Annotated in this window: 18 protein-coding genes and 2 tRNA genes; 5 read left to right on the top strand and 15 right to left on the bottom strand. The window is 49.3% G+C overall.

Features of this window, described 5'->3' with window-relative positions; genetic code table 11:
- Nucleotides 1-110 precede the first annotated feature (110 nt).
- The 5 genes from rmf to rlmKL form a co-directional block, all read right to left on the bottom strand.
- Complete coding sequence (gene rmf / locus M2404_RS11580; protein WP_068238104.1) at nt 111-293, bottom strand: ribosome modulation factor; 183 nt, start codon at nt 291-293, stop codon at nt 111-113.
- A 268-nt stretch (nt 294-561) separates the two neighbouring features.
- Nucleotides 562-2,313, bottom strand: coding sequence for a DUF3466 family protein (locus tag M2404_RS11575; protein WP_259239892.1), 1,752 nt, complete (start codon nt 2,311-2,313; stop codon nt 562-564).
- Between the two features lie 26 nt (nt 2,314-2,339).
- Nucleotides 2,340-4,241, bottom strand: a complete 1,902-nt coding sequence (uup, locus tag M2404_RS11570; protein WP_259239891.1) for an ATP-binding cassette ATPase Uup — start codon at nt 4,239-4,241, stop codon at nt 2,340-2,342.
- On the bottom strand, nt 4,241-4,477 hold the full coding sequence (locus tag M2404_RS11565; protein WP_259239890.1) for a glutaredoxin family protein: 237 nt from the start codon (nt 4,475-4,477) through the stop codon (nt 4,241-4,243). Before M2404_RS11565 ends, uup begins: the two co-directional genes overlap by 1 nt.
- Before the next feature lie 3 nt (nt 4,478-4,480).
- Nucleotides 4,481-6,595 (bottom strand): bifunctional 23S rRNA (guanine(2069)-N(7))-methyltransferase RlmK/23S rRNA (guanine(2445)-N(2))-methyltransferase RlmL, encoded by a 2,115-nt coding sequence (gene rlmKL / locus M2404_RS11560; RefSeq protein WP_259239889.1) that lies wholly within the window; start codon nt 6,593-6,595, stop codon nt 4,481-4,483.
- A 205-nt stretch (nt 6,596-6,800) separates the two neighbouring features.
- Between rlmKL and M2404_RS11555 the strand changes: the two genes are divergently transcribed.
- Nucleotides 6,801-6,877 (top strand) — tRNA-Met (locus M2404_RS11555).
- 142 nt (nt 6,878-7,019) lie between these two features.
- Nucleotides 7,020-7,096, top strand: a tRNA-Met gene (locus M2404_RS11550).
- Nucleotides 7,097-7,193: 97 nt separating this feature from the next.
- On the opposite strand, the gene M2404_RS11545 is transcribed toward M2404_RS11550, so the two are convergent.
- The 8 genes from M2404_RS11545 to M2404_RS11510 are packed head-to-tail and all read right to left on the bottom strand — an operon-like array spanning nt 7,194 to nt 14,061.
- The gene (locus tag M2404_RS11545) at nt 7,194-8,747 is read right to left on the bottom strand and encodes a complex I subunit 5 family protein (RefSeq protein WP_259239888.1); all 1,554 of its coding nucleotides are present in this window, start codon (nt 8,745-8,747) and stop codon (nt 7,194-7,196) included.
- Nucleotides 8,740-10,248, bottom strand: coding sequence for a complex I subunit 5 family protein (locus M2404_RS11540; protein WP_259239887.1), 1,509 nt, complete (start codon nt 10,246-10,248; stop codon nt 8,740-8,742). Before M2404_RS11540 ends, M2404_RS11545 begins: the two co-directional genes overlap by 8 nt.
- Nucleotides 10,245-11,663 (bottom strand): complex I subunit 5 family protein, encoded by a 1,419-nt coding sequence (locus tag M2404_RS11535; protein WP_259239886.1) that lies wholly within the window; start codon nt 11,661-11,663, stop codon nt 10,245-10,247. Before M2404_RS11535 ends, M2404_RS11540 begins: the two co-directional genes overlap by 4 nt.
- On the bottom strand, nt 11,660-12,013 hold the full coding sequence (locus M2404_RS11530; RefSeq protein ID WP_259239885.1) for an NADH-quinone oxidoreductase subunit K: 354 nt from the start codon (nt 12,011-12,013) through the stop codon (nt 11,660-11,662). The genes M2404_RS11535 and M2404_RS11530 overlap by 4 nt, the downstream gene beginning before the upstream one ends.
- A complete protein-coding gene (locus tag M2404_RS11525; protein ID WP_259239884.1) occupies nt 12,010-12,954 on the bottom strand; it encodes a Na(+)/H(+) antiporter subunit B in 945 nt (314 codons plus the stop codon). Before M2404_RS11525 ends, M2404_RS11530 begins: the two co-directional genes overlap by 4 nt.
- A complete protein-coding gene (locus M2404_RS11520; protein ID WP_259239883.1) occupies nt 12,951-13,274 on the bottom strand; it encodes a cation:proton antiporter in 324 nt (107 codons plus the stop codon). The genes M2404_RS11525 and M2404_RS11520 overlap by 4 nt, the downstream gene beginning before the upstream one ends.
- Nucleotides 13,274-13,552 carry an MrpF/PhaF family protein gene (locus M2404_RS11515; protein WP_259239882.1) on the bottom strand — a complete coding sequence of 93 codons (279 nt, stop codon included), beginning with the start codon at nt 13,550-13,552 and terminating at the stop codon, nt 13,274-13,276. Before M2404_RS11515 ends, M2404_RS11520 begins: the two co-directional genes overlap by 1 nt.
- Entirely contained in the window at nt 13,549-14,061 is a 513-nt protein-coding gene (locus M2404_RS11510) for a Na+/H+ antiporter subunit E (RefSeq protein WP_259239881.1), read from the bottom strand. Before M2404_RS11510 ends, M2404_RS11515 begins: the two co-directional genes overlap by 4 nt.
- Nucleotides 14,062-14,204: 143 nt before the next feature.
- Here M2404_RS11510 and M2404_RS11505 point away from each other — a divergent pair, with 143 nt between their 5' ends.
- The gene (locus M2404_RS11505) at nt 14,205-15,674 is read left to right on the top strand and encodes a protein adenylyltransferase SelO (protein WP_259239880.1); all 1,470 of its coding nucleotides are present in this window, start codon (nt 14,205-14,207) and stop codon (nt 15,672-15,674) included.
- Between the two features lie 85 nt (nt 15,675-15,759).
- Entirely contained in the window at nt 15,760-16,284 is a 525-nt protein-coding gene (locus M2404_RS11500) for a YgjV family protein (protein WP_259239879.1), read from the top strand.
- A 4-nt stretch (nt 16,285-16,288) separates the two neighbouring features.
- Here the strand turns inward: M2404_RS11500 and M2404_RS11495 are convergent, their stop codons facing one another.
- Complete coding sequence (locus tag M2404_RS11495; protein ID WP_259239878.1) at nt 16,289-18,970, bottom strand: M14 family metallopeptidase; 2,682 nt, start codon at nt 18,968-18,970, stop codon at nt 16,289-16,291.
- Between the two features lie 164 nt (nt 18,971-19,134).
- Between M2404_RS11495 and M2404_RS11490 the strand changes: the two genes are divergently transcribed.
- A complete protein-coding gene (locus M2404_RS11490) occupies nt 19,135-19,938 on the top strand; it encodes a CLCA_X family protein (protein WP_259239877.1) in 804 nt (267 codons plus the stop codon).
- Nucleotides 19,939-20,041: 103 nt separating this feature from the next.
- On the opposite strand, the gene M2404_RS11485 is transcribed toward M2404_RS11490, so the two are convergent.
- Entirely contained in the window at nt 20,042-23,260 is a 3,219-nt protein-coding gene (locus M2404_RS11485) for a TonB-dependent receptor (protein WP_259239876.1), read from the bottom strand.
- Nucleotides 23,261-23,513 lie beyond the last annotated feature (253 nt).

Genomic DNA, 23,513 nt, shown 5'->3' with positions numbered 1-23,513 from the left:
GCCTCATCTGGCCTTAAAATACAAAACGCCCGATGAAGTTCACCGGGCGTTTTAAACTGAAATAAGTGTCAACTTACTTCAGGACTAGTCACTGGGCTTACCGGAAAAAATTACTGACCTTTATTAAACAGCCCGACATTGCGATCTTCGATGGCTTCGCGCCAGCCTCCTAACCATTGTGAGCGCGTATCTAAACCTTGATAAGGGCAAATTTCTTTTGATCGTCCGGTTACACCGGCACGATAACCTTGAGCATGAGCACGTTCCAGACGATCACGTTTTTGTCTTTTCATACGGCAGTCTTCCTCAACTATATGTGATAAAAAATAACCGCAAATGAGTTTGCGATTACCCTTTAATTGATAGTTGACAGCGATAAAAGGTTCAATCTGAAATAGGCAGATTAAAAGCTTGACAAGGCCTAACAAACTGAAGTTATTTAAGATTTGATGACAGATTTATTTATATCGAATTACACTAAGCAGCCAGCCTTTATAACTATAAAATGGCTACAACCTTACAGGCATTAAAAAAGCTGCCGAAGCAGCTTTTTTAATGCCATTACACCTTACGCCTGCGCCACCAGACTAACATTGCGCTTAACGTTAACCAGCCAAAACCGGCAGTACCGCCTTTACGTTCGTACTCTGTTTGTTCTGAAGAACAGTCTTCCGGCTCGCCATTGGCGACAGGTTGCAATTTAACTGTCACTGCCAGTTCTTCCCGTAAAGGGTTACCTTGCGCATCAACAACAACTTCACCCAGCGAATCTTTCCGCTCTTTCATTATCAGCGCGGTAGCCAGAATATCGCCATTGTTATTAATATCAGTTGCATCAACCACGGTGTACGGCGAGTTACAGCCAATTAATGCATTTAAATCAGTAAAGCTGTCAGCAGTGATGTCATACATAAAACCATGACCTCTGCGGGTAGTCGTGCCACCCAAAATCACTTCAGCCTGACCCACCACCTGATTGCTGTCATTAATAGCTTTTGGCAGCGTTGTTGAGCTGGAGAAAAACCCATCAACAAACCGGGTTTGGCCTGAACTGTAATCATGATAAAACATTTTGCTACGCACAGCGCTGTTAATAAACTTTCGTGCATAACCAACAATAATATCATTGTTATTAATGGCTATAGCATTACTGCCTATGCTTTGGACGCTAATAAAATACCACTCTTTGGGATCAACAATAGGCAGCACCTGCCCGTCAACAAAGATACTGGCGTGTGCCTGACGGTAAATCGCATCAAACGAGCCAAATCCGGAGGGATAGCGTTCTATACGGTCTGAGTCAGTATACATAGATAAACCAACGGCAATGCCGTTATCATTTACTGCGTTGGCCTGGCTGTAATAGGTTACTACATTATTACCTTCGCCATCATAGGCAACGCCAGTGTTCTTGTCTCCTAAAAAACCCAGTACTTCAGGCTCTGCAATACTGCCATCTGCCTGTAACTGCCACACCATACCGCGTTCCTGGTAACTACCGGCTACAGCCCGGTTATACAAACACAGATCTACCGGTGCTGAAGCGCCGGTACAGGCTTCCTCAATGGCTTCTTTGGTAGCATCCGTCATACCGCTGCTGCCAAAACCAGCTATTAAACCATTATTACTGATAGAACGGGCAACGGTGTAACCACCGCCCAGCTCATCATAGGCGGGAGGTGTGGTTATAATTTCACCGTCGCGTACCACCATGCCTGCCCGGTAAGGTAACTCAGGCACCCAGATATCCTGCTCTTCAGGATCTGGTGTGGTGTCTGTAGGTTCTGCGGTAAAGCTTTCTAATGTAAAAAGTGCAGACGCAGTGCCTACTGCTACCCCTGAGTTATTTATGTCGTATAAATATTCGCTGTTGCTACGCTTTTGCGTCACATCACGTAGCGGCAGGTTTGCTAAAATGCCATCAGTACCAGTGCTATAAGCCAGTGAGTAGCCAATTGGCTGATTGGCCGGATTAACACTCAGTAAAATACTGAGGGCATTGGCGCCAATATTGCCATTTATTGCATCGGCAATTTGTTGCTCTGTTAGCACAGCAGTTACAGCTGTACTTTCAAAATCGATAATATCCAGATCCAGCGGAAAATTAAACGCGCCGGCACCGTTACCGTTACCCGACGTATTGGTACTTAAGGCACCATTTGCAACGATATTTCCGGCATCATTAAGGGCCGAGGCATAGGTTGATTTAACTTCACTTACTTCACCAATCTCAACGACGTTATAAACGGCCGCTTGTACAGAACACAGACTTAACAGCGGCAGTATCGCCAGACTGATGCGTGATAACTTCATTCGGAGCCCCTAAATATACTTCAATTTTATGCGTCTAATTCTTCCCAGCGTGCATACGCTTGCGCCAGCTTCGACTCGATCTGTTGCAGTTGGTTCAACGTGGTTTGCGTATGCTCAGTAGTTTGCTTAAAAAAGTCAGCGTCATTTACTTTCTGCTGTAAGGCTTCAAGCTCACTTTCCAATTGTTCTAACAAAGCCGGCAGTTGTTCTAACTCACGTTGTTCTTTGTATGATAACTTCTTAGCACTGCCAACAGAAGCCTGTGGTGTTATTTCTTCTGTTACGCTCTGTGATGGTTTTGTCACTTTCTGTGTTGTAGCTGCAGGTGCCTGTATACGTTGCTGATAAGCAATAACATCATCATAGCCGCCGGCAATTTCGATAATACGCCCTTCTCCGGCAAACAGCAGTGAACTGGTGACAGTGTTGTTTACAAACTCCCGGTCGTGGCTTACCAGCAATACGGTACCCTGATACTGCTGCAAAATATCCTCCAGCAGTTCCAGCGTTTCAACATCCAGATCATTAGTTGGTTCATCCAGGATCAGCAGGTTACTTGGCCGGGCAAATAGTTTGGCCAGTAATAAGCGGTTTTTTTCACCTCCAGACAGCGCTTTTACCGGTGTGCGGGCCCGGGCTGGCGGAAACAAAAAATCTTGCAGATAACTCAGCACATGGCGGGTTTTACCGTTTTGGGTAATTTCCTGCTTACCCTCAGCTACGTTATCCTGTACCGTGGCGTCTAAATCCAGCGCAATACGGTGCTGATCAAAATAGGCCACTTCAATATTAGTGCCGCGTTTAATGTCACCACTGTCGTGTTTATAATCACCCAATAACAACTTAATCAGGGTTGATTTCCCCACTCCGTTAGGCCCTACCAACGCAATCCGATCACCACGCATTACCAGCAAGTTTAATTTATCGATAACGGTTTTACCGTTAAAGCCGCAGCTAATGGCTTTGGTTTCAAATACCAGCTTGCCGGAGCGATCGGCCTGCTCGATATTAAAATCAACTTTACCGAGGCTCTCTACCCGCTCGGCCCGTTCACGGCGCAGTGCTTTAAGTGCCCTTACGCGGCCTTCATTGCGGGTACGGCGTGCTTTAATGCCCTGGCGGATCCACACTTCTTCTTCGGCCAGCTTTTTATCAAACAACGCATTATGCTGCTGCTCGTCTTCCAGCATTTTTTGTTTGCGCGTCAGGTATTCCTGATAATTACCCGGATGCGAGGTTAACTGGCCGCGATCAAGGTCAATAATGCGGGTGGCTAAAGCGCGGATAAAGGCCCTGTCGTGCGAGATAAAAATTATGGCACCGGAAAAATTCAGCAAAAACTGCTCCAGCCACTGAATAGCGGCCACATCCAAATGGTTAGTAGGCTCATCCAGCAGCAGAATATCCGGCTTGGCAATCAGAGCCCGTGCCAGCGCAGCTTTACGTAACCAACCGCCGGATAAGGTTGCCAGGCTGGCGTCGGGGTTCATCTCAAACTGTTGGCATAAATCGGCAACGCGGGATTCCAACCCCCAACCATCTCGGGTATCCATTTCGCTTTGTAATTGTTCAAATAAGCGATAGTCTGCATCTGAAGCGCCGTCTAAGTTTTCCGACAAGGCATAAAATTGCTGTGCTATCTGTGCTAAATCACCGGCGCCTTCACGGATAAAGTCAGCAATTTTCACCTCCATTTTCGCAGGCGGGTCTTGCTCTAACCGGCTTAATACCACACCGGTATTAATGACTATCTGGCCGTCATCCAAATTTTGCTGACCGGTCAGCAATTTCAGTAATGACGATTTACCTGCTCCGTTCCGGCCTACCAAACATACCCGTTCGCCACTGAATAAACTGAAATCGACATGGTCCAATATCGGGTGTGTGCCAAAAGCCAGACAGGCTTGCTGAAAACGTAATAATTCCACTACTGTACATCCTTAAGCCATGTTGCCAGCCGGTGCGTATCAAAAGGCCAGCATAATTCGTTATCTCCCAGACATAATACCGGGATCATCAAACGGTAACGCGCAAAAGCCTGCGTATCATCTACAATATCAACAACCTGAAACCGGCCTTCAAGGCCAGCCTGCAATAACAACTGTTCGGCTTCATCACACAGATGGCAGCCCCAGGTACTGTATAAGGTTAATGCCGGGCGCATGGGTTACCGGGTTAACTCAAAACACACGTGAATATTCGGGTTGCGCTTAAAATCTTCCGGCAAGGTTATTGCAGAGATATCTTTTACCTGCCAGCCAGCATCCAAAAGTGCCTGGGCATCAATTTTAAAGCGGCGTTTATTGTTGGAGAAAATCACTTTACCACCCGGTGCCAGCCGTGCTGTCAGCATATTTAATAAGTTAACGTGGTCGCGCTGCACATCCCAACTGTCTTGCATCCGCTTCGAGTTAGAAAATGTTGGCGGATCCACAAAAATTAAATCGAACTGAGCACGGCAGCGGCTTAGCCATTGCAGGCAATCAGCCTGTTCAAACTGATATTGCTTGCCGGTTAAACCGTTAATAGTGAAATTGCGTTTAGCCCAGTCTAAATAAGTGTTCGACATATCTACCGTTGTTACACTGGCTGCACCGCCAATGGCAGCATGCACAGAAGCACTGCCGGTATAGGCAAACAGGTTTAGCACCGTTTTGCCTTTGGCCTGCTGCTGGATCATCCGCCGGGTAATGCGGTGATCTAAAAACAAACCGGTATCCAGGTAGTCGCGCAGGTTAACTAAAAACTTCGCGCCGTATTCGCTTACTTCTTTATACTGGCCTGCTTTATTTAATGCCTGATACTGCGACGTGCCCTTTTGCTTTTCGCGCACTTTTAAAATCATTTTATCGGAGCTGATGCCCAACACCTGCGGCACCTGGTTTACCACATCAAATAAGCGTTTTTGCGATACCTGCTCGTCCACCGTAGCCGGTGCGGCATATTCATGCACTACTACTTCGCCGTCGTACCAGTCTACTGCTACGTTATATTCCGGAATATCAGCATCATATAAACGGTAACAGCTTAAGCCTTCTTTTTTCGCCCACTTTTGCAACTGCTTTACGTTTTTCGCCAGGCGATTACCAAAAGAGCTGCTTTCATTAAAAAACAGCGCCGGCGCATCAGAGCTTACCGCGACTTGTTTTTCGGTTAAATCAAACAGGGTGAAATCACAGTCCAGCGGGCCATTGGTAAATTTATAGCTTTTGCTTTTTGATAAACGCAGCGCCCGTAGTAAATCGGTGTTTGAGGTAATAATAGCTAAACGCCAGCCCTGATAATGCTGTTTTAACGCTAAGGAAAACTTACTGTACAGCGGTATTAATGACGGTAAATCGCCCAGCCGTTCGCCGTAAGGCGGGTTGGTAACAATAATACCGGCCTGATTGCTTACTGCTGTGTTTAATGCAGTAGCGTCGGCACAATCAAATTGCACATAAGCTGCAACACCGGCACGGGCGGCATTTTGCTTCGCTTTGGCTAAATTTCGTTCATCGATGTCAGAACCCCAAAACTGCACCCTATTCGCTAAAACACGCTGCGCCGATTTCGCTTCTTGTTTTAGTTGCTGCCAGATGGCGTCACGGTGGCCGGGCCAGCCTGCAAAGGCAAACTTTTCACGGCTTAAACCCGGAGCTTTATTCAGGGCTATTAATGCAGCCTCTACAATAATAGTGCCGCTACCACAAAACGGGTCGAATAAGGGTTGCTCTGCCTGCCAGCCTGAGCGCTTTAATAAAGCTGCGGCCAGATGCTCTTTAAGCGGCGCTTCGCCCTGTCCGACGCGATAGCCGCGTTGGTGTAATGATGGGCCAGAGAAATCCTGCAAAAAGTGAAAATGCGCTTTATCTAACCGCACCTGAAAGCGCACATCCGGGTCCATCCGGTCTACATCGGGCCGGTTGCCGGTTTCTTCACGGAACTGATCAACAATGGCGTCTTTCAAGCGGATGGCACCAAACTGCGTATTATCAATTTTCGGGTGTTTACCAACACACTCCACCGCAAGCGTGTTGCGTAATGCCATATGCTGCAACCAGTCAATCTTACCGGCTACCTGATATAAATCACTGTCAGCTGTTACCGGTTCAGATTGTATCAGGCGCAAAACCCGGGTAGCCAGGCGCGACCATAAACATAATTGATATCCGACGCGTAAATCGGCACGAAAGCGCACCACGCCCATAGTCACTTTAATAACTTCGCCTTCATACTGGCGGATTTCATCCGCCAGCAGTTCTTCTACCCCTTTAGACGTTAACGCCCAGAATTCCAGCATGCTACCCAAACCCCTGTCAAAAATGGCCGTTAGTATAGCAGAATGTGGTATTTATCCGTTTGAGTTTTTGCAATAGCGCCTAACTGCAGCAAAAAACGGCGCTTTGTTTAACAAAGCAGCAGTTAAACAACATCTGCAAAATAAAAGCAGATAAAGGCTTGCATGGCTTTGTTAAAAACACTAAGATGCGCCCCGCAATGACGGACGCGGGATGGAGCAGCCTGGTAGCTCGTCGGGCTCATAACCCGAAGGTCGTCGGTTCAAATCCGGCTCCCGCAACCAAATTGATTGTGAAAGTAGTTATAGTGAATCGCCCTCGGGCTCCTCTTTATAACCACGAGGCGAAGGTCTAAATCCTGCTTCCGCAACCAACTTTCATTGCAAATTAGATAGTTATCTCTACTGCTCAGGGATAATTCACGGACGCGGGATGGAGCAGCCTGGTAGCTCGTCGGGCTCATAACCCGAAGGTCGTCGGTTCAAATCCGGCTCCCGCAACCAACATCTAAGCCTACTTTAACGTAGGTTTTTTTGTGCCTGTTGTTCGCCCTCGGGCTCCTCTTTAATTCATTGATTGCGAAAACGAATAGTAACGACCTTAGACGCCGCTTAATAGTATCGTTAAAAACAATATGCAGCATAGTAATGCAGTGCTTGAAACCAGCGGGCGGTTTAATACACGGTTTAGCCTTCGCTCCAGCGGGCGTAATGCAATAGTTGGCCGGTGCCATTGCGGCTGGCTGACCGGTTGATATAAGCGCTTTAACTTTAACGAATAATACAGTGCCGGTGCGTTGCGGTTGTAACAGTACGGCGGTAACTGCCAGCCCAATTTATACCACAACCACCTTAGCAGCACAGCAAACAATACCGGAGCTATTAGCGCACCGCTTTGCGATAACGTTGGCAGGGGTAGTTGCCAGTGTTGCACTATAAACCATGGCAGTACCCAAAGTGCGCAAACTAACAGCGTAAGCAGTGCCCAGCGCCCGGCTCTGTTGTTGGCTGAAGCTTTGGTAACAGCTGGAGCCTTAACTGTTCGGCTGCTTTGCGTGTTATTAACTGCACGCAGTTGTGCCGCCAGATGTAATAACAGCAACGCCGTAAACACAGCGCCTGCAGTTAGCAGTGAACTAAGCACACCGACATCCAGCCAGGCTGGCAAATTGGCCTCTGCCAATTGCGTTTTAAGGCCGGTTTTTACCAGAGCACCACTGCTTAGCGGCAGTGCCATCATAGCCAGTGCGGCTAACCAGAATAGCGCCTGGCGCCAGAGGCGCCCTGCAGCTTCGCCAGCCATACCGGCATATAAAAACAAACTACTTTTTGCCATGCCATGGTGTACTACATAGGCCAGCAATACCGGCAATGCTGCTACGCCGGTTAAACTCAACAGCGCAAACAGCATTAATAAATAACCCATTTGGCTAACAGAGGAATAGGCCAGAATGACTTTTGGCTGCGAGTGCAATAAACCGGCTAATACGCCGTAAAAAGCCGAGAGCAAACCGGTGAGCAGTAGCAATGGCGTCCACTGCTGCATTAAGGTATCAGTGGCAGGTATAAACATCAGCATACCAAGCAAGCCAGCTTTAATCATTACGCCGGATAACAGCGCACTTGCAGGCGCCGGTGCCACCGGGTGTGCTTGTGGCAACCACCAGTGCAATGGCCAGAATCCGGCTTTTAAGCCCAGCCCCAACAGCAGTAAGCTTAAGCTTAGTGGCTCCAACGGCACGGCTTGCCAACTGAGCCAGTCATACCGCCCGCCAGCTGCGCTGGCACGCAGCAGTAAACCGCTGAACAGCAGAATTTCACCCAGCAGCGCCAGTTGCAGATACAACCTGCCGGCGCGTCTGGCTTTAGCGGTATTATTGTGGATCACTAAGCCATAAGCCGCCAAACTCATCAGGCTAAAACCAAGATAAAAACTCACCGCATCCAGTGCAGCTATCAGCAACATGTTGCCGGCAAAACACAATGCAAAAAACAGCCAATAGCGCCGCGCGCGCGGATCATGCCATTGCGACAACAGGCTGAACCCGCCAACAAACAACCATAACACTAAACTGAAATACCACCAGAACCGGGTAAACGCATCAGTTAATCCCAGACCGGCACCGGGCCACAGCCAGTTACTAAGATCAATCATGGCGAAACTCCCGTTCGACAATCAACTGCGCCCAGCTGAGCGGGCTAAGTTCGGTGCTGGCAAACAGGCCCATCAGCAACAACAGTATGGCGGTAAAAGTGGCGGGCAATAATAGCATCCAGTGTGTTTCAAACCGGTTTGATAACCGCTGCTCTGCCGGCCAGGGCACGGTTTGTGGTAAAAACCACATGCGATACACCACAGGTAAAAAATAGGCCGCGTTAAGCAACCCCGATAACGCAAAAACAAGAATAAGCCAGTTCTGCCCCACTTCGGCCACGCCTAACCCCAAATACCATTTGCTGATAAACCCGGCGGTGGGTGGTATACCTATCATACCTAAAGCCCCCAGCGTAAAAGCCATAGCAGTTACAGGCATGCGCCGCCCTGCACCGTTTAATTCACGGATTTTATGAATACCTAAGGTTTCGGCAAAATTACCGGCACAAAAAAACAGCGTGATTTTCATCACCCCCTGATGCACCAAATGCACCAGGCCGCCTACTGCCGCCAGCGGCCCAAGCATGGCCACGCCCAACGTAATGTAAGACACTTGGCTGATGGTAGAATATGCCAGCCGTCGCTTAATATCCTGTTGCGCCAGCGCACGCCAGGAACCATATAAAATAGTCACGGCTGCCAACAGCATTAATGGCTGTGCCAGTTGCAGAGCCTGCATGCTCTCTACGCCAAAAACATCGTACACCAGCCGGATAATACCAAAAGCCCCGGCCTTAACTACAGCAACGGCATGCAGTAAGGCGCTGACGGGCGCAGGTGCTACCATTGCCTGAGGTAACCAGCCATGTAGCGGCAATAAGGCCGCTTTTACCCCCAATCCTGTGATCATTAATGCAAAGGCCAGCATTAGCAGCCCCTCATTACCACTGATAGCGGCAGCAACATAACCACCGGGAGTAAATAACGGGCTTTGTACCAGAGAATGTAGCAAAGCGACACCCAGCATCAGGATCACGCCGCCGCTTAAGGTATACGCCAGATATCGGCGCCCGGCCGCCAGCGATTCAGGCGTACCGCGATGCACCACCAGCGGAAAAGTTGCCAGCGTCAGCAGTTCATAAAACAACAAAAAAGTAACCAGATTACCCGCCAGCGCCAGCCCAACAGTAGCGCTGACACAAAGGCTGAAATAACCAAAAAAGCGTGAACGCAGTGGCGATTGTTCAAGGTAGCCAATGGCATAAATGGTAGTAGCCAGCCACAACACGGAAGACAGCACAACAAACAGCAGCGATAAAGCTTCACCCTGCAGCACTAAATCGGCACCGGGTAAAAACGGCAGGCTAAAATAAAACTGCTGCCCGGCCTTTACTGCCTGCCACATTAACAATACCAGCAGCAGCTTTACGCCTACGCCAAACAGGTTCAGGCTAATACGTAGTTTCACCTGAGTTTCTTTCAGCGTAAAAATAATAAGGCCAGGCAATAATGAACTAAGAATAATGGCCAGGGGTAAATATTGTTGCCAAAACGGGCTCATAACCCCTCCTGTTTTAGCAATTGCAGTAAAGGTTCGCTGTAAAGTGCCATTGCCCATACAGCCAGTGCTGGCAACAACGCCAGCCATTGCGGCAAAATGCGTGGCGCAAAATCCGGCGCCACCGGATCAGCCCGGTTAAACGCCAGTACTACAGCGCGGAATACATAAGCGGCAGAGAGCAAGGTAGCCAATACTATTACTAATAACCAGAACAACTGCCCGCCTTGTAACCATAAACCTTGCAACAACGCCCACTTAGCCAGAAAACCGCCGCTTGGCGGTAAGCCAATTAAACTACCCCCGGCCACAGCAAAAGCAAACATCGCCAACGGCATGGTTTGGCTGGCACCTTTTAATGTGCTTATCCGTTTACCACCTAAAGTTGCCGTTATCTCGCCTACTGCTAAAAAGCAGGTCGCTTTGGCCAGTGCATGTGCCAATACAAATAACCAGAGTGCGGCAGCAAATAATGGCTGGTTAAAGCGTAGCAATAAGCCCAGTGCCAGCATGGCATAACCCAGCTGCGCTACGGTGGAATATGCCACCATATTTTTAGCAAAAGGTGTGCGTAGCGCCGACACGCCGCCAAGTAGCAAGGCAGCTAAACCACAACCGGCGAACCATGGCGCTACAGCCGCAACCTGCGTAGCCCCGGCTAATTGCAGCCATAACAAACACAGAATAAACAGCGGGCCTTTTACCACCAGGGCTGATAACAAAGCACTAACCGGCGCCGGTGCTGCAGCATGTGCCGCAGGTAACCAGCCGTGCAGTGGCCACAGCGCCGCTTTTAACATTAAACCCAGTGTCATCAACAATAATGCCGTGCTACTGAGTAAATCAGCTTGCCACTGCGATGCCAAAACTGTGATATCCAATACGCCGTAGGCGCCATACAATATTGCTACACCAAGCAAATAACACAGCGAGCCGAATAAAGATAACAACAGATAATTCAGCGCTGGTTTAATGGCTTTGTCACCCGACAAGCTGACCAGCGCCACAGCCACTATGCCAAGCAACTCCAGACAAACATAAAGATTAAACAAATCCCGCGACAACCAGAGTGCTGTTAAGCCAAGCTGCAGCATGCCGCTAAGTGGCCAAAAACCGGCACCGAGCTTATCGCGCCGGTGAGTTGCAAAAGCATATAACCCAACCAATAACTGCAGCAGTGCTGTCAGCAAAATAAGCAGGCTGCTTAAGCTGTTGGCCTCAAGGCTGATAGCCAGCCCTGACGGCCAGCCTGCCAGTAATACCTGCTGGCTGCCCTGCTGGCTTACCAGTAACAATAACTGCAGCGCTACCAGGCTGCAAACAGATGCTGTTAACAAGGCCAGTAACGGCGCAATTCTCGGCCAAAGCAGCATAAACAAAGCACTAAGTAACGGTAGTACCAGCAACACAACCATCATTGCCCTGGCCCCTGCTTATGTCTGAGCTGATCCTGGCTGCACTGAGCAGCTTTAGCTTGATTTAACCGCGCCAATAGCGCCAGCGCAAATGCTGTTGCACTAACCGCTACCACCAGACCGGTTAAGATCAGTGCATGTAATACCGGATCAGTTGAAGGAAGAGAAGCGTCATCTGCAAGGCCGCGATACGCCAGTACTACCATCAACATAAAAATACCGGCGCCAATAATATTCAGCGCCAAAATACGCCGCAAGGTTTGCGGCCCGACAATAAAACCATACAGGCCAATACCAAACAAACCTCCAGCAGTAACGATATACAACAACAGTTGCGGGCTGAGATCCGTCATACGCCCTCCCCGCAACCAAGTTCTGCACCGGTGCTGGCGGGCTCACCTGCCACCAGCACGGTGAGTGTTAGCGCTATAGCGATAGTGGCAAACAATTCAACCAGCAAAATAATGCCTGCAGCCAACTGCGGCGGCCAGCGTAACCAGACTACGTCAGTATTGCCGGGGGTTAACAATATAGCCGTGAGTGCTGTTAGCACAAAAACCAATACCCCCGACACAGTCAACAGCCGGATCCAAAAATTGCTCCAGCTTAACCAGCTAAGTTGTTGATTAAGCCGCAGCACCACAGCGCCGGCCGCCAGCAAAGCACCGGCCTGAAACGCGCCACCGGGTTGGCTGGCACCGGCCCACAACAGGTAGCCTGCCAGTAAAATCACCATCGGTGCCAGTAGCCTGCTCCAACTCAGGCTAAGTGACCAACTGGTTGCTGGCTTTACTTCAGGCGCTACCTGCCTGGCCCCGAGTAATGCCAGCAACAATACAACTAATTCCAGTAAGGTATCCCAACTGCGAAAATTCAGCAGCACCGCCGTTACAGGATGACTGACACCACTGTTACCAAGCCCGGCCTGCGTTACAGCAATCAGTTGGCTGGCAGTGGGCGGTAACTGTAATAAAGCTGCCAGTACACCACCGAGCATCAATAATACAAATACAGCTGGCCACAGCCGCTGTGGCCAGCTAAGTACATCAGGTTTAAGCTGTATTTGCTGATGCGCCAAAGCCGAAAAACACAAGGCACCGGTGAGACCAGCACCAATAGCCGCTTCAGCCAGAGCTAAATCAGGCGCAGCCAGCCTGGCCCAGGCCAACGCCATCATCAGGCCAAAAGCAATATACAGTATTACCGCATGGGCTAGCTGACGGCTTAATATACTGGCCAGGGCCAGAGCCAGCAGTAACAGGCATAAAATGGTGTCGAATAACAACAGGCTCATGTTTTGTCCTGCTGAACTCTATCCTGCTGAGCTTTAGCAAAGCGGGCTAGCAGCTGACACGACACCGAACCCGACGCCAGCACCAGCAACCAGATCAGCAACAGTAGCAGGTTCTGCCACAGATCGCCGTAAAACATCAAACCGGCAACAATTGAGCCCAGACCAAGCGAGTCAGCTTTGGTAACCGCATGCAAACGACTGAAGCTATCGGGAAAACGCAGCATACCGACACTACCGGCAATAAAGAAAAATAAGCCGGTAATTAGCAATAAACTACTAAGTACAGTACTTAAAACAGACAACTGCCCGGCACAATCCATTATGCTTTATCCTCAGAAGATGGCTGTTGCTCTACTTTTTGCTGTTTTAAGCGTTGTACCAGTGCCGCGGGCGCAGCAGCAGCCAACACAGCCAGTACCAGCGCTATGTCACGCAGGGCACTGATATCAAATGCCTGCGCCAGCAGTAAACACAAAGCTACACCGGTAGTGCCAAATAATTGCACCGACAATAGCCGGTCTAACAAAGCAGGCCCCTTTACTACCCGCCATAGCCCCAGCAACATGGTAATTAATAATGCCACGGCCAACGCTATCATGCTGTTGGCCCTTTTGCAGTTTCATCGCGAAGCAGCCAGGCCAGTTGTTGCTCCAGTGCGGCCACACCTTTATACCAGTCAGTGTTGCCATCCAGCACGTGCAACAACAACACATCAGGCTGGCCCGCTTCAATATTTACCGCGCAGGTACCGGGTAGCAGGCTTACCATGCTGGCCAGCAAACGCTGGCTGGCAGCCTGGGTCAGGTTTATAGCATATGGTTGCCAGCACGGTGCCCACCTTGGCGCCGGAGCCAGTGCCCGCCAGGCAACGTCCCAGGCCCCCAGTATTAATTGGTGGCTAAAAAACAGCAAAAAACCCGGCACAGCCTTAAACCGTAACGGCGGCAGGCTTAATTTAGCCAGATAGCACCACAACAGCAGTAATAAACACAGCGGCAGAAAAAACCACCAACCACGAGCTCCGGTTAGCGCAGCCCAGCACAGCGCAAATACTCCGCTTAGTGCGCTGTAACAGATAACCACCGACCCGCCCTGAGGCAATGACATGCGAACTCCTGAAAAAAATTACTGAAGTAATAGTATTGAATAATATAGAAAAGTTCAAAAAAACGGCTAACACAGGCGCTGTAGTGCTCTGTCAACTTCGTGTACACTGTAGCGACAATCGTTATCAAAACGAAGTATTTGCTATGAACAGTTTTAATACTCAGCACAGCCTGGCGGCCCTTGGAGCACCATTTTCGCAACCCTGCAATCCTACGCCGGTTCCGGCCCCGCAGTGGCTGGCGTTTAATACTGAACTGGCGGCAAAATTGCGCTTACCACAACAGTATTGGCACTCAGACGAAGGCCTGGCGGTATTTAGCGGCAATACCGTGCCTGATTGGGCCAGCCCGTTGGCACATGCTTATGCCGGACATCAGTTTGGCAATTTTGTGCCGCAATTGGGCGATGGGAGGGCGTTATTACTGGCTGAAGTGCTAACTGCAAACAACCAGCACGTTGATATACAGTTAAAAGGTGCTGGGCAAACACCGTTTTCGCGCCGTGGCGATGGCCGCGCACCACTGGGGCCGGTATTACGCGAATATTTAGTCAGTGAAGCTATGTATGCGCTGGGTGTACCGACTACCCGCGCTCTGGCAGCGGTATTAACCGGCGATTGGGTACAACGCGAAACCGCAGAGCCCGGTGCCGTGCTTACCCGGGTGGCCAGCAGCCATATCCGCATTGGCAGTTTTCAGTATCTGGCTGCCAGAGGCGATCATGCCCGGTTAAAAACCTTTGCCGACTACGTTATTAACCGGCACTACCCGGCATGTGCCAGCGAAACAAACCCTTATCTGGCATTGCTGGCAGCAGTGGTAACCGCCCAGGCAAAGCTGATTGCCAAATGGATGAGCCTGGGTTTTATTCATGGCGTAATGAATACCGATAATATGAGTATTGCCGGTGAAACCATAGATTACGGCCCTTGTGCTTTTATGGACAGTTTTAACCCGGCGCAGGTATATAGCTTTATCGATACGCAAGGCCGTTACGCCTGGGGCAATCAGCCACGTATTGCCAGTTGGAACCTGACACGTTTTGCTGAAAGCCTGCTGCCGCTACTAAGTGTTCAACCAAAGCAGGCTGTAGAGCTGGCAACAGCAGTATTGCAAGGCTTTAACAGCCAGAACGAAGCCGAATTTTTACAGCTGATGTCGGCCAAAATCGGTATTGTTAGCCCCACAGCTACTGATGAGCTGTTGATCCGCGATCTGCTTAACCTGATGAGCGCGAACACTGTTGATTTCAGCCAGAGCTTTCGCTTACTCAGCCGCTCGGTAAGTGACAGTAACGCTGGTGCCGCAGAATTATTTGCAGATAAACAAGGCTGGGCCAGCTGGGCCATTAGGTGGCAACAGCGCCTTACTGAGCAAAGCATTGACATGACACAGATAAGCCAGCAAATGGACGCTACCAATCCGGCTGTTATCGCACGTAACCACTTAGTGGCAGCAGCTATTGCACAGGCAACAGAGCACGCTGATTTAACCTTGTTTAACCGCCTGCATCAGGCGCTGGCAACGCCTTATACGTTGTCAGACGATAATGCTGACTTTGCCCTGCCGCCAAAGCCACAGCAGCTTGTAAAGAATACTTTTTGCGGTACCTGATTATAACTTATGCCATCTGCAGCAGGCAGATGGCGGCTAAATCCGGTACTATAACCATCCTGATCAGTAACCCAGAGCCCTTTTCTTGCCAGACATAAGCCTCAGTTTTGCCTTGTCTCAATGTTTAGCCGCTATGGCCTTTATCAGTGGTATTGTGGCTTTTCAGCGCTATGACAGGGCCAGTATGCTGAAATTCTGGTTTGTCTCTGCGTTGCTCAATGCCAGCCATTTTGCCGTATTAGGCCAGTACGAGGCAGCATGCTTTGTTAGCTTAACCGCAGTGCGTTTTCTGGTGGCAGCCATTAGCCCGCGTCAGCGCTGGATGTATTGTTTTCTGGCATTATCAACACTGTTAATTGTATATAGCTATACCAGCCCGGTTAACCTACTGCCCTATCTGGCTGCCGTTGTCGGCACTATCGGCAGTTTCCAGAAAAACGTATCTTTGGTACGGCTGCTGATGGCGATTGGTGCTACGTCGTGGATTATCCATAACCTGCTGGTGGGCTCACCGGTTGCGGTATTAATGGAGCTGGCATTTTTAAGCAGTAATCTGGTGGGTTATATCAGAAGCCGCAGGCAACATTTACCTGCGGCAATTAATAAATAAAGTATTAGCGCACAGCACCACTATGCGCCGGTGCCAGCAGTACCGCATTAGCCAACGCGATATGTAAACCATTAACATAGGCGCGGTAATTTGGTTCCTGAGTAAAACTTATTACCATACCGTCGCCCTGTGGTGCCCACATTAACAAGGGTTTATGCGCAATTTGCTGCTGGTTATCCTGCCAGACAAAACCACTGGCTTTAACCTCATCGGCGCCAGCAAATTTCAGCAGGTTACGGCCGTGATTTATTGCCAGCGGCTGATAAATTTCATTGCCAACATACACTGTATTGACGCTGGCCGGTAAGCCGGCAGTTAACCAGTGCGACTGATCAACTTCAGCTTTTGCCAAAAACCCCGGCACCCAGTCCGGCCGGGCTTGTTTTGCTTTAAGCATTTGCTGGTACTGCTCGGTATTTAATACCGTACCGGCAACCTGATCTTTAGTATTGCTATCAACAGCAGTATCGTCACCGGCCTTGTATTCGCGTTTGCTGGCAAGCATTGGTGATTCCCCGCCTAACACAAAATTAGTTGCGTTGCCCAGCGTAATTAATACGCCACCACGCTCTGTCCAGTGGCGGATATTACTGTAGCCAGCCTCGCCCAGCGCCTGCTGATAACTGCCACCGGCACTCGCTGGCAATAGCAACACCTGATACCGGCTTAAGTCGGCATGTTTTAACTGCGCAGGCCGGATAGCCGTTACCGGTTGGCCCAATTCACGCTCAAGCACAAAACGGGCACTACCGGCACTTAAACTGCTGGCTGGTTCATCCCACAACATGGCCACTTTTACCGGTTGCAACCGTACCATATTGGCAGAACCGGCATTTGGGCCAGCAGTATGCCAGCTGCTGTCTACCCCTTGCAGTACTGCGCCACTTTGCCTGGAAAGCTTTTCAAGCGTTTGATTAAGCTCAGTATTATTATCTGCTCTGGCAATAATTAAACTGCCGGATGGGTAACGCGTACCGTTCTGATGGGTAAAAGGTAAGTCGCTGCTACGCATCACCACACCGGCTTTTAGTGCTTCTGCGGCAAAACGGGCAGCATCCATACCATCCCAGGCAACAATAAAGCCGTATGTTGCATCGGGGCGGTTAATATTACCTGGCAAAATCCGCTGTTCGGTTACGGTGACACCTTCTACTTTTACGCTGGCACGGCATTCATTCATGTCCAGATTAAACATCAGGGGTAACGACCAGGCTGTTACGTCGTATATCTGATCCGGCAAGTTATTTGCCCTTAGCGCTTCCTGCTGTTTAATAAACGGCTGATCCATTGGCACGTCGGTATCCAGCAAAGTGCGCAGTAAATGGTAAGTGCTTTGGGCGCTGTCAATAACATACGCGCCGCTTTGGTAATCCCTACCACAGGCACTGAATGCTTTTGTTGCCCGGGTAACCTTTATACCCTGCTCTGTCAGCAATGCCGTTAACCGCTGATGCCCGGCTTTATCGCGCTGGGCCGGAAAAATATAGCTGCGGGTTTTGGCTTTACTGCCTTGTGCCACAGCATCTTTACGGTACTGATAAAACCGCTGCAACAAAGGTTTGGCGCGCTGGCTGGCGGTTTCAAGCGTGGCCATAAAAGCCACAAAATTACGCTGGATACCATCAGCAAAGGTGACTACAGTGCCGTCACTACGGCGGTAATGGTGGCCCCGCGCTGAGGCCATTTCATAGGTCATGGCGATACTGCCCTGATACAACGGCCAGCTGGCGCCGTAGCCGGGGTAAAACGCATCAAAAATCTCGCGGGTAAAATAGTGATAACCAAAACGGTCAAACCACTTGGCGTTGTTTTGCCCAACCCAGTCTAATACTTCACGCTGCGCCTGCTGAATATGCGGGTTATAAGGCTCGGCTTCCGGGCTGAAGTAATACGTCATATCGCCGCCCATTTCATGCGAGTCCACGTACAACAGCGGATAAACATGCTGTAAGGCTTTAACCCGGCCACGGTTTTCCGGTTGGGTTAAACTTATCCAGTCACGGTTCATATCAAACAAATAATGATTGCTGCGTCCGTTAGGCCAGGGCTCATTTTGCTCGGCCGATAAGCGATCGTCAGAATGTTCCATACCGGCAGTCGCGTAATAACGGCTGACAAAACGATGATGGCCATCCGGGTTTTGCAGCGGGTCAATATATACCAGCGTATTAGCGAGAATATTGCGGGTAAACTCACTTTGGTCGGCCAGTAAATGCCAGGCCAGCGCCATAGACGATTCAGCCGGGCTTAACTCATTACCATGCAGCGTATTGGCAATCCATACCGAGGCCGGTTGTTGTTCAATCAGGGCTTTAGCATCCGCTTCGCTGGTATTAACCGGATCTGCCAGTTTACGCATATTCTGCTCAAGCTGATCTAAACGGGCAATATTTTGCTCAGAGCCGATAACCACATAAAACAGCTGCCGTCCCTGCCAGCTTTCTCCGTAAGGTACCAACTTTAACTGCTGCGGATATTGCGCGGCCAGGGTGGTAAAATACTGCAGTATTGCCGTCGGCTCTGAGATACGGCTGCCCAGTTTATAGCCCAGCACCTGCTCGGTACCGGGCACGCTGTTACTATATTGGCTGCCGGGAAATTCCGGCAACGCCGAGGCAGTAAAACTGGTACTTAAAGCGGAAAAAATGGCACTGATTACAAAAGTGCTATGGATGTGGCTGCGCATGTTGCTCCCATGATTTTTGTATATTGTTATAACGGCAAACTACCCTGACAGCGCGGGCTTGGCAATGTGCGGGCAATGCTGCTGCGACTAAATACCGGTTTTTACCGCCGGTTTATGTTAAACCGCCAGTTTCGCTATTGTAGGATTATCGCTATTATCCGCACATGACAACGTCTATCCCACGCATACAGCGCCAGTATTATCGCAATGGCCCGCCACACCGCGGCGGTGCAGATGTTAGCTTTGCCGATCTGGTAAAAATTTTTGCTTTTAACAGCATTCATATTGGCCGCTGGGTAACTACCGCTGAGCAGCAACTGGCGGCAAATTTGTTTTTCGATGCCTTTTGTGACTTGCAACAACTGTTACAGGTACCACCGCAGGTAATATCACTAAATGGCAGCTTAGCGCTAACCTTCGGCATTGGTGGGCAGCCCGGAGTATGTGCGCATTATCAGCCGCAGGGGCGTATTCTGGCTCTTGCGAAAAATGCCGGTGGCGGCAGCCTGGCACATGAGTGGTTTCATGCCTTTGATCACTATATCGCTGGCAAAATGTTTGGCGATAACGCTACGCGTAACCAATTTTCCAGCCGCTGCTGGCTACAGCATAAAACTATAATTCCGCATTATTTCAATTCGTTACTGGATGATGCCTATAAAAAACTGTTTTTATCTGCCGATGGTAAAGGTAGCAGTGATTTTTTTAACCATTGTCGAAGCCTAGACGCTGCACAAAACCGTTTATACCTGGCAATGCCGGAAGAAATGGCTGCCAGAGCCTTTGAAAAAGTGCTGCAAAAGCAAAACCTGAAAAACAGTTTTTTAGTATCGGGTACGCTAAAAAGTAAAGCAGCGGAGCTGGGGGTATATCCGGATGATACCTTATGTTCTGAAGTCGGCACTTTATGGTTAGAGTATTTCCGGCTGTTAGGGCAAGGTTTGCGCTACAAAGCCAATGGCAAATAGGCGGGTGAACGGGTGATTATTAGCTTAGCCCTGCAGCGGGCTAAGGCCGGGAGAAGCATTAATAACCACCCGTGGTTAACTTAGTTACTGAACCTGCTAAACATCAGAACACTGCCCTGACACTTAGCGCATAACGCCGGTCAGTGGTAAAGCTTAAGGCATCGGTTCTGTCGCCTGCCTGGTTCATCTGATACTGGGTTTTAGTTTCAGTTTTCAGCAAGTTACTGCCTTCAATACCAATTTTCCAGTTATCATTAATGGTGTAGTACAAGCTGGCATCCATCATGCCCGATGCTTTAGCATAAGCAGGCACATATTCTTCAGACTCCCGCAGAGTTAACAGATATTCAGAGCGCCAGGTATAAGCCAGCCTGAATGAAATATCGTTGTATTCATACATGCCGACAATGTTCAGGTTTTGATCTGAGTATCCCTGCAATGGTAAACCACCAAATACCCGGAAGGTATTACGGTTATCTGCTATACGGTTACCGTTTTCATCAAAACCCAGTGTACCTTCAGCCACGTTGTTAGGGTCTGCCAGGCCACTTTGATCAATATAGGTAAAATTAAGCTGTAAGCCTAAACCACTCCAGGCACCTGGGAGCAGGTCGTAGAACTGCGAGTAGGAAAACTCCACGCCGCGGATATTACCCGAGCCGGTATTGGCCGGGCCATAAGCGGATACGTCGTAATCTTCGCCGTTGTATGTAATGTTCATATCAAACTGGCGGTTGCGGATAATGTTATCCAGTTTTTTGTGGAAAACCCCGACAGTCACGTAACCGGCTGGCGCAAAATACCATTCTGTCGTTAAGTCCAGATTGATCGACTCTTCCGGCTCCAGATACGGGTTGCCAGCTAATGCCGTAACTTCGATATCATCCAGCCCTACCACAGGGTTATTCACTTCGTCCTGATCCTGCCCCGGAGTTTGCAGGCGGCGGGTGTAATCCAGATCTAACAGGCTGATATTACGGGCATCTACCAGGCTTGGGTAATACAACCCCTTTGATGCCCCAAAACGCACGACTATATCATCGGCAATACCAAAGTTCAGGTTTAAGCTTGGCAGTATGGTGTCGTAATCTGTGCCTTTTACTGTACTCAATTGCGACTCGCCGGACGCAAGGTCGTAATAACGTCTGTACTCGGCTTGTTGCATCACATTGTTAAGCGACGTGCCCGGCTCGCCCCGTTTACTGGTTAAAGGCTGCACAAAGGCACCGGTAGATTCAAGCTCGTAGCTAACATAGCGCAAACCTATATTACCTTTTACCGGGATCTCCAAACCATCAAACTCGAAATCACCGCGCACATAAAGTTCTGTGCGCTTTTCATTCGATGAGCTGATGTTATGCGCAGCAAATGGCCCTTCAACACGGTTAGGCTTGTCGGCATAAGGCACATAGGTGCCGGTACAAACGCCATTATTGGCTGCGCTTAGTGTTGCGTTGTGCCAGCCTTCCTGACAGCCCTGGCGTAATGAATCGGCATAGTTTCTTACCAGATCCATTCTCGGGAATAAAAAGTTATTAACGTTACCTATCAGCACATTACCGTTGTAATAATCTGAAAAATCAACCCGCTCAAACAACTCAGGCCGGTTTACCGCAGCGGCAGCATTACGGTCATTCATATCCCAGGGTGTACCAATAGCAGACCAGCCTTCATAAGCTGTATCGCGCACGGTTAAGTCTTTATCGGTGTAGTAAGCCCCGGTTTTAATACCGGTAAAAAAGCCATCCAGCTCATAACTGAGATCAAATTTAAAGCTGTTGGCTTTGGCAGTATTGCGTTCTTCCTGCTCCATGCCGCTGCCCAAAAACAAATTCGGCACCGGTCCGTTCCAATCATCGTTTGGTGACCAGCCCGGTGTCAGAATGTTATCGCTGAGAAACTCAACAGTCGGGCGGGAACCGCGCATATCAAGAAAGTATGGTGATACCACATGCACATGATTACCACGGGTCTGGCCCGACATGCTGTAATTATGCACTATCTTTTCTGAATCTATCCGCTGATAATCAAAACTCAGCGCCAGGCGATCTGTAGGTTTTAACTTAAGGTTAAATGAGGTGTCTTTAACGGTATTCTCGTTGTAGTTCCAGCGGCTACGGTAGAAGAATGGCGTTTCAGGGCTAACACCAAGTGCAACCCCTGAGGTGACATAGCCGTTCTCTACTGTTAACGGATGGCCGTTTGCCGCATCGTCCCGCCAGTTTTGCGACGATCCCATAAAGCTTCTGAAGCCTTGTGCGGCCTGGCCGATTTGCCGCTCATTCCATTCTAACGAAGCCTTAGAATTAATATGCTCGAAAGTAGCGACGATTGTGTCATCGGTATTTGCCCATTGCAGCGATGTGGTAAAACCGGTACGTTTGCGGTCATTGTCAGCTGTGCTCATATGAATAGCAACCGGCACATGCCAAACACTGCCAGCAGGCTGCCCTGGTAAAGCCGGGCCATCAACCGGTGAATCAGGATCTACCCCGGTAATGCCACCCCATTCGTCCAGCGTAGGAACAAAGGCGTCGCCACGGGAATGGAAATTACCTAAACCAATACCGTCACCACGCGATTTATATTCTGATTTAGAACCTGCGATAAGAAAGCCAAACTTACCCGCTTTTGTTTCCCAGTTATCAGAAAACAGTGCAGAGAAAGATGGTGTAACCTCTTCCCGGAAGTCACCATAATTTGCTTTGGCATTAACAGAGAACAAGCGGTCATCTGAATCAAAGGGTTTGCGGGTAACCAGGTTAACTGTACCGGCAATACCACCGGAGATCATATCTGCAGTCTGGTTTTTCACCACCTCTACCGACCCGAGCAACTCGGCCGGGAAATCTTCATAACTCAAACCACCCCAAGGGTTAGCACTAAATGCTCCGCGCCCGTTAACCTCAGAGCGCACCCGATCCAAGCCACGTACCAAAACACCGGTACCTTCATCGGCATAGTGTTTTGGATCATCAGAAGAGGCGAAACGCTCTATAGTTACACCAGGTACGCGTTGTAGTGCTTCAGTAACTGATTTGTCCGGCAACGCGCCTATATCAGTAGCAGTGATAACGTCTTTCACGGTATCGGCGAAACGTTTCAGGTTCTGCGCGTTATTAAGGCTGCCCCGGATACCTTTTACTTCAATAACCTCTACCGGTTCGTTTGTTTCTGCAGCAATGACACCGCTGTCATTTTCCGGCAAAGTCTGCGCCGCAAGCCAGCATGGGCTCAGCCCCAGCAATGCAGCGGTAATAGCCAGGCTTAACCGGTTTTTTTTGCTACTATACTTGTAATTATCGCTCAGTAATTCAGACATAGTTTAAGTCTCTTCTGTTCTTGTTGTAATCCATGCAACCTGTCAACCGCGTTAGCGCCGACAAAGCCGTGATGCACCTGCCCTGCTCTTCCTGTTTAAAGCCGCCATTACTACCAAATATGTCAGGCCATGATGTTACTTTGTACCACGAAGATTAAAAAGTAAACATAATTCGACGAAAAAACTGTCTTATATAGCATTGAATTCTAGACAAGCAGTTCTTTATTGCTTATTAATATGTTACCAAGTAACA

The sequence above is a fragment of the Rheinheimera pacifica genome (assembly GCF_024809855.1).
In the GTDB taxonomy this organism is placed as follows: Bacteria; Pseudomonadota; Gammaproteobacteria; order Enterobacterales; family Alteromonadaceae; genus Alishewanella; species Alishewanella pacifica_A.
This window is presented reverse-complemented; position numbering and strand designations above follow the sequence as displayed.

Bases quoted from the DNA above. Each gene is read 5' to 3' on its own strand.
- M2404_RS11530 (WP_259239885.1), bottom strand. From the start codon at position 12,013: ATGACGGATCTCAGCCCGCAACTGTTGTTGTATATCGTTACTGCTGGA.
- rmf (WP_068238104.1), bottom strand. From the start codon at position 293: ATGAAAAGACAAAAACGTGATCGTCTGGAACGTGCTCATGCTCAAGGT.
- M2404_RS11575 (WP_259239892.1), bottom strand. From the start codon at position 2,313: ATGAAGTTATCACGCATCAGTCTGGCGATACTGCCGCTGTTAAGTCTG.
- M2404_RS11515 (WP_259239882.1), bottom strand. From the start codon at position 13,552: ATGATAGCGTTGGCCGTGGCATTATTAATTACCATGTTGCTGGGGCTA.
- M2404_RS11485 (WP_259239876.1), bottom strand. From the start codon at position 23,260: ATGTCTGAATTACTGAGCGATAATTACAAGTATAGTAGCAAAAAAAAC.
- M2404_RS11510 (WP_259239881.1), bottom strand. From the start codon at position 14,061: ATGTCATTGCCTCAGGGCGGGTCGGTGGTTATCTGTTACAGCGCACTA.
- M2404_RS11490 (WP_259239877.1), top strand. From the start codon at position 19,135: ATGACAACGTCTATCCCACGCATACAGCGCCAGTATTATCGCAATGGC.
- M2404_RS11525 (WP_259239884.1), bottom strand. From the start codon at position 12,954: ATGAGCCTGTTGTTATTCGACACCATTTTATGCCTGTTACTGCTGGCT.
- M2404_RS11520 (WP_259239883.1), bottom strand. From the start codon at position 13,274: ATGGATTGTGCCGGGCAGTTGTCTGTTTTAAGTACTGTACTTAGTAGT.
- M2404_RS11495 (WP_259239878.1), bottom strand. From the start codon at position 18,970: ATGCGCAGCCACATCCATAGCACTTTTGTAATCAGTGCCATTTTTTCC.
- M2404_RS11540 (WP_259239887.1), bottom strand. From the start codon at position 10,248: ATGAGCCCGTTTTGGCAACAATATTTACCCCTGGCCATTATTCTTAGT.
- M2404_RS11505 (WP_259239880.1), top strand. From the start codon at position 14,205: ATGAACAGTTTTAATACTCAGCACAGCCTGGCGGCCCTTGGAGCACCA.
- M2404_RS11545 (WP_259239888.1), bottom strand. From the start codon at position 8,747: ATGATTGATCTTAGTAACTGGCTGTGGCCCGGTGCCGGTCTGGGATTA.
- M2404_RS11535 (WP_259239886.1), bottom strand. From the start codon at position 11,663: ATGATGGTTGTGTTGCTGGTACTACCGTTACTTAGTGCTTTGTTTATG.
- M2404_RS11565 (WP_259239890.1), bottom strand. From the start codon at position 4,477: ATGCGCCCGGCATTAACCTTATACAGTACCTGGGGCTGCCATCTGTGT.
- rlmKL (WP_259239889.1), bottom strand. From the start codon at position 6,595: ATGCTGGAATTCTGGGCGTTAACGTCTAAAGGGGTAGAAGAACTGCTG.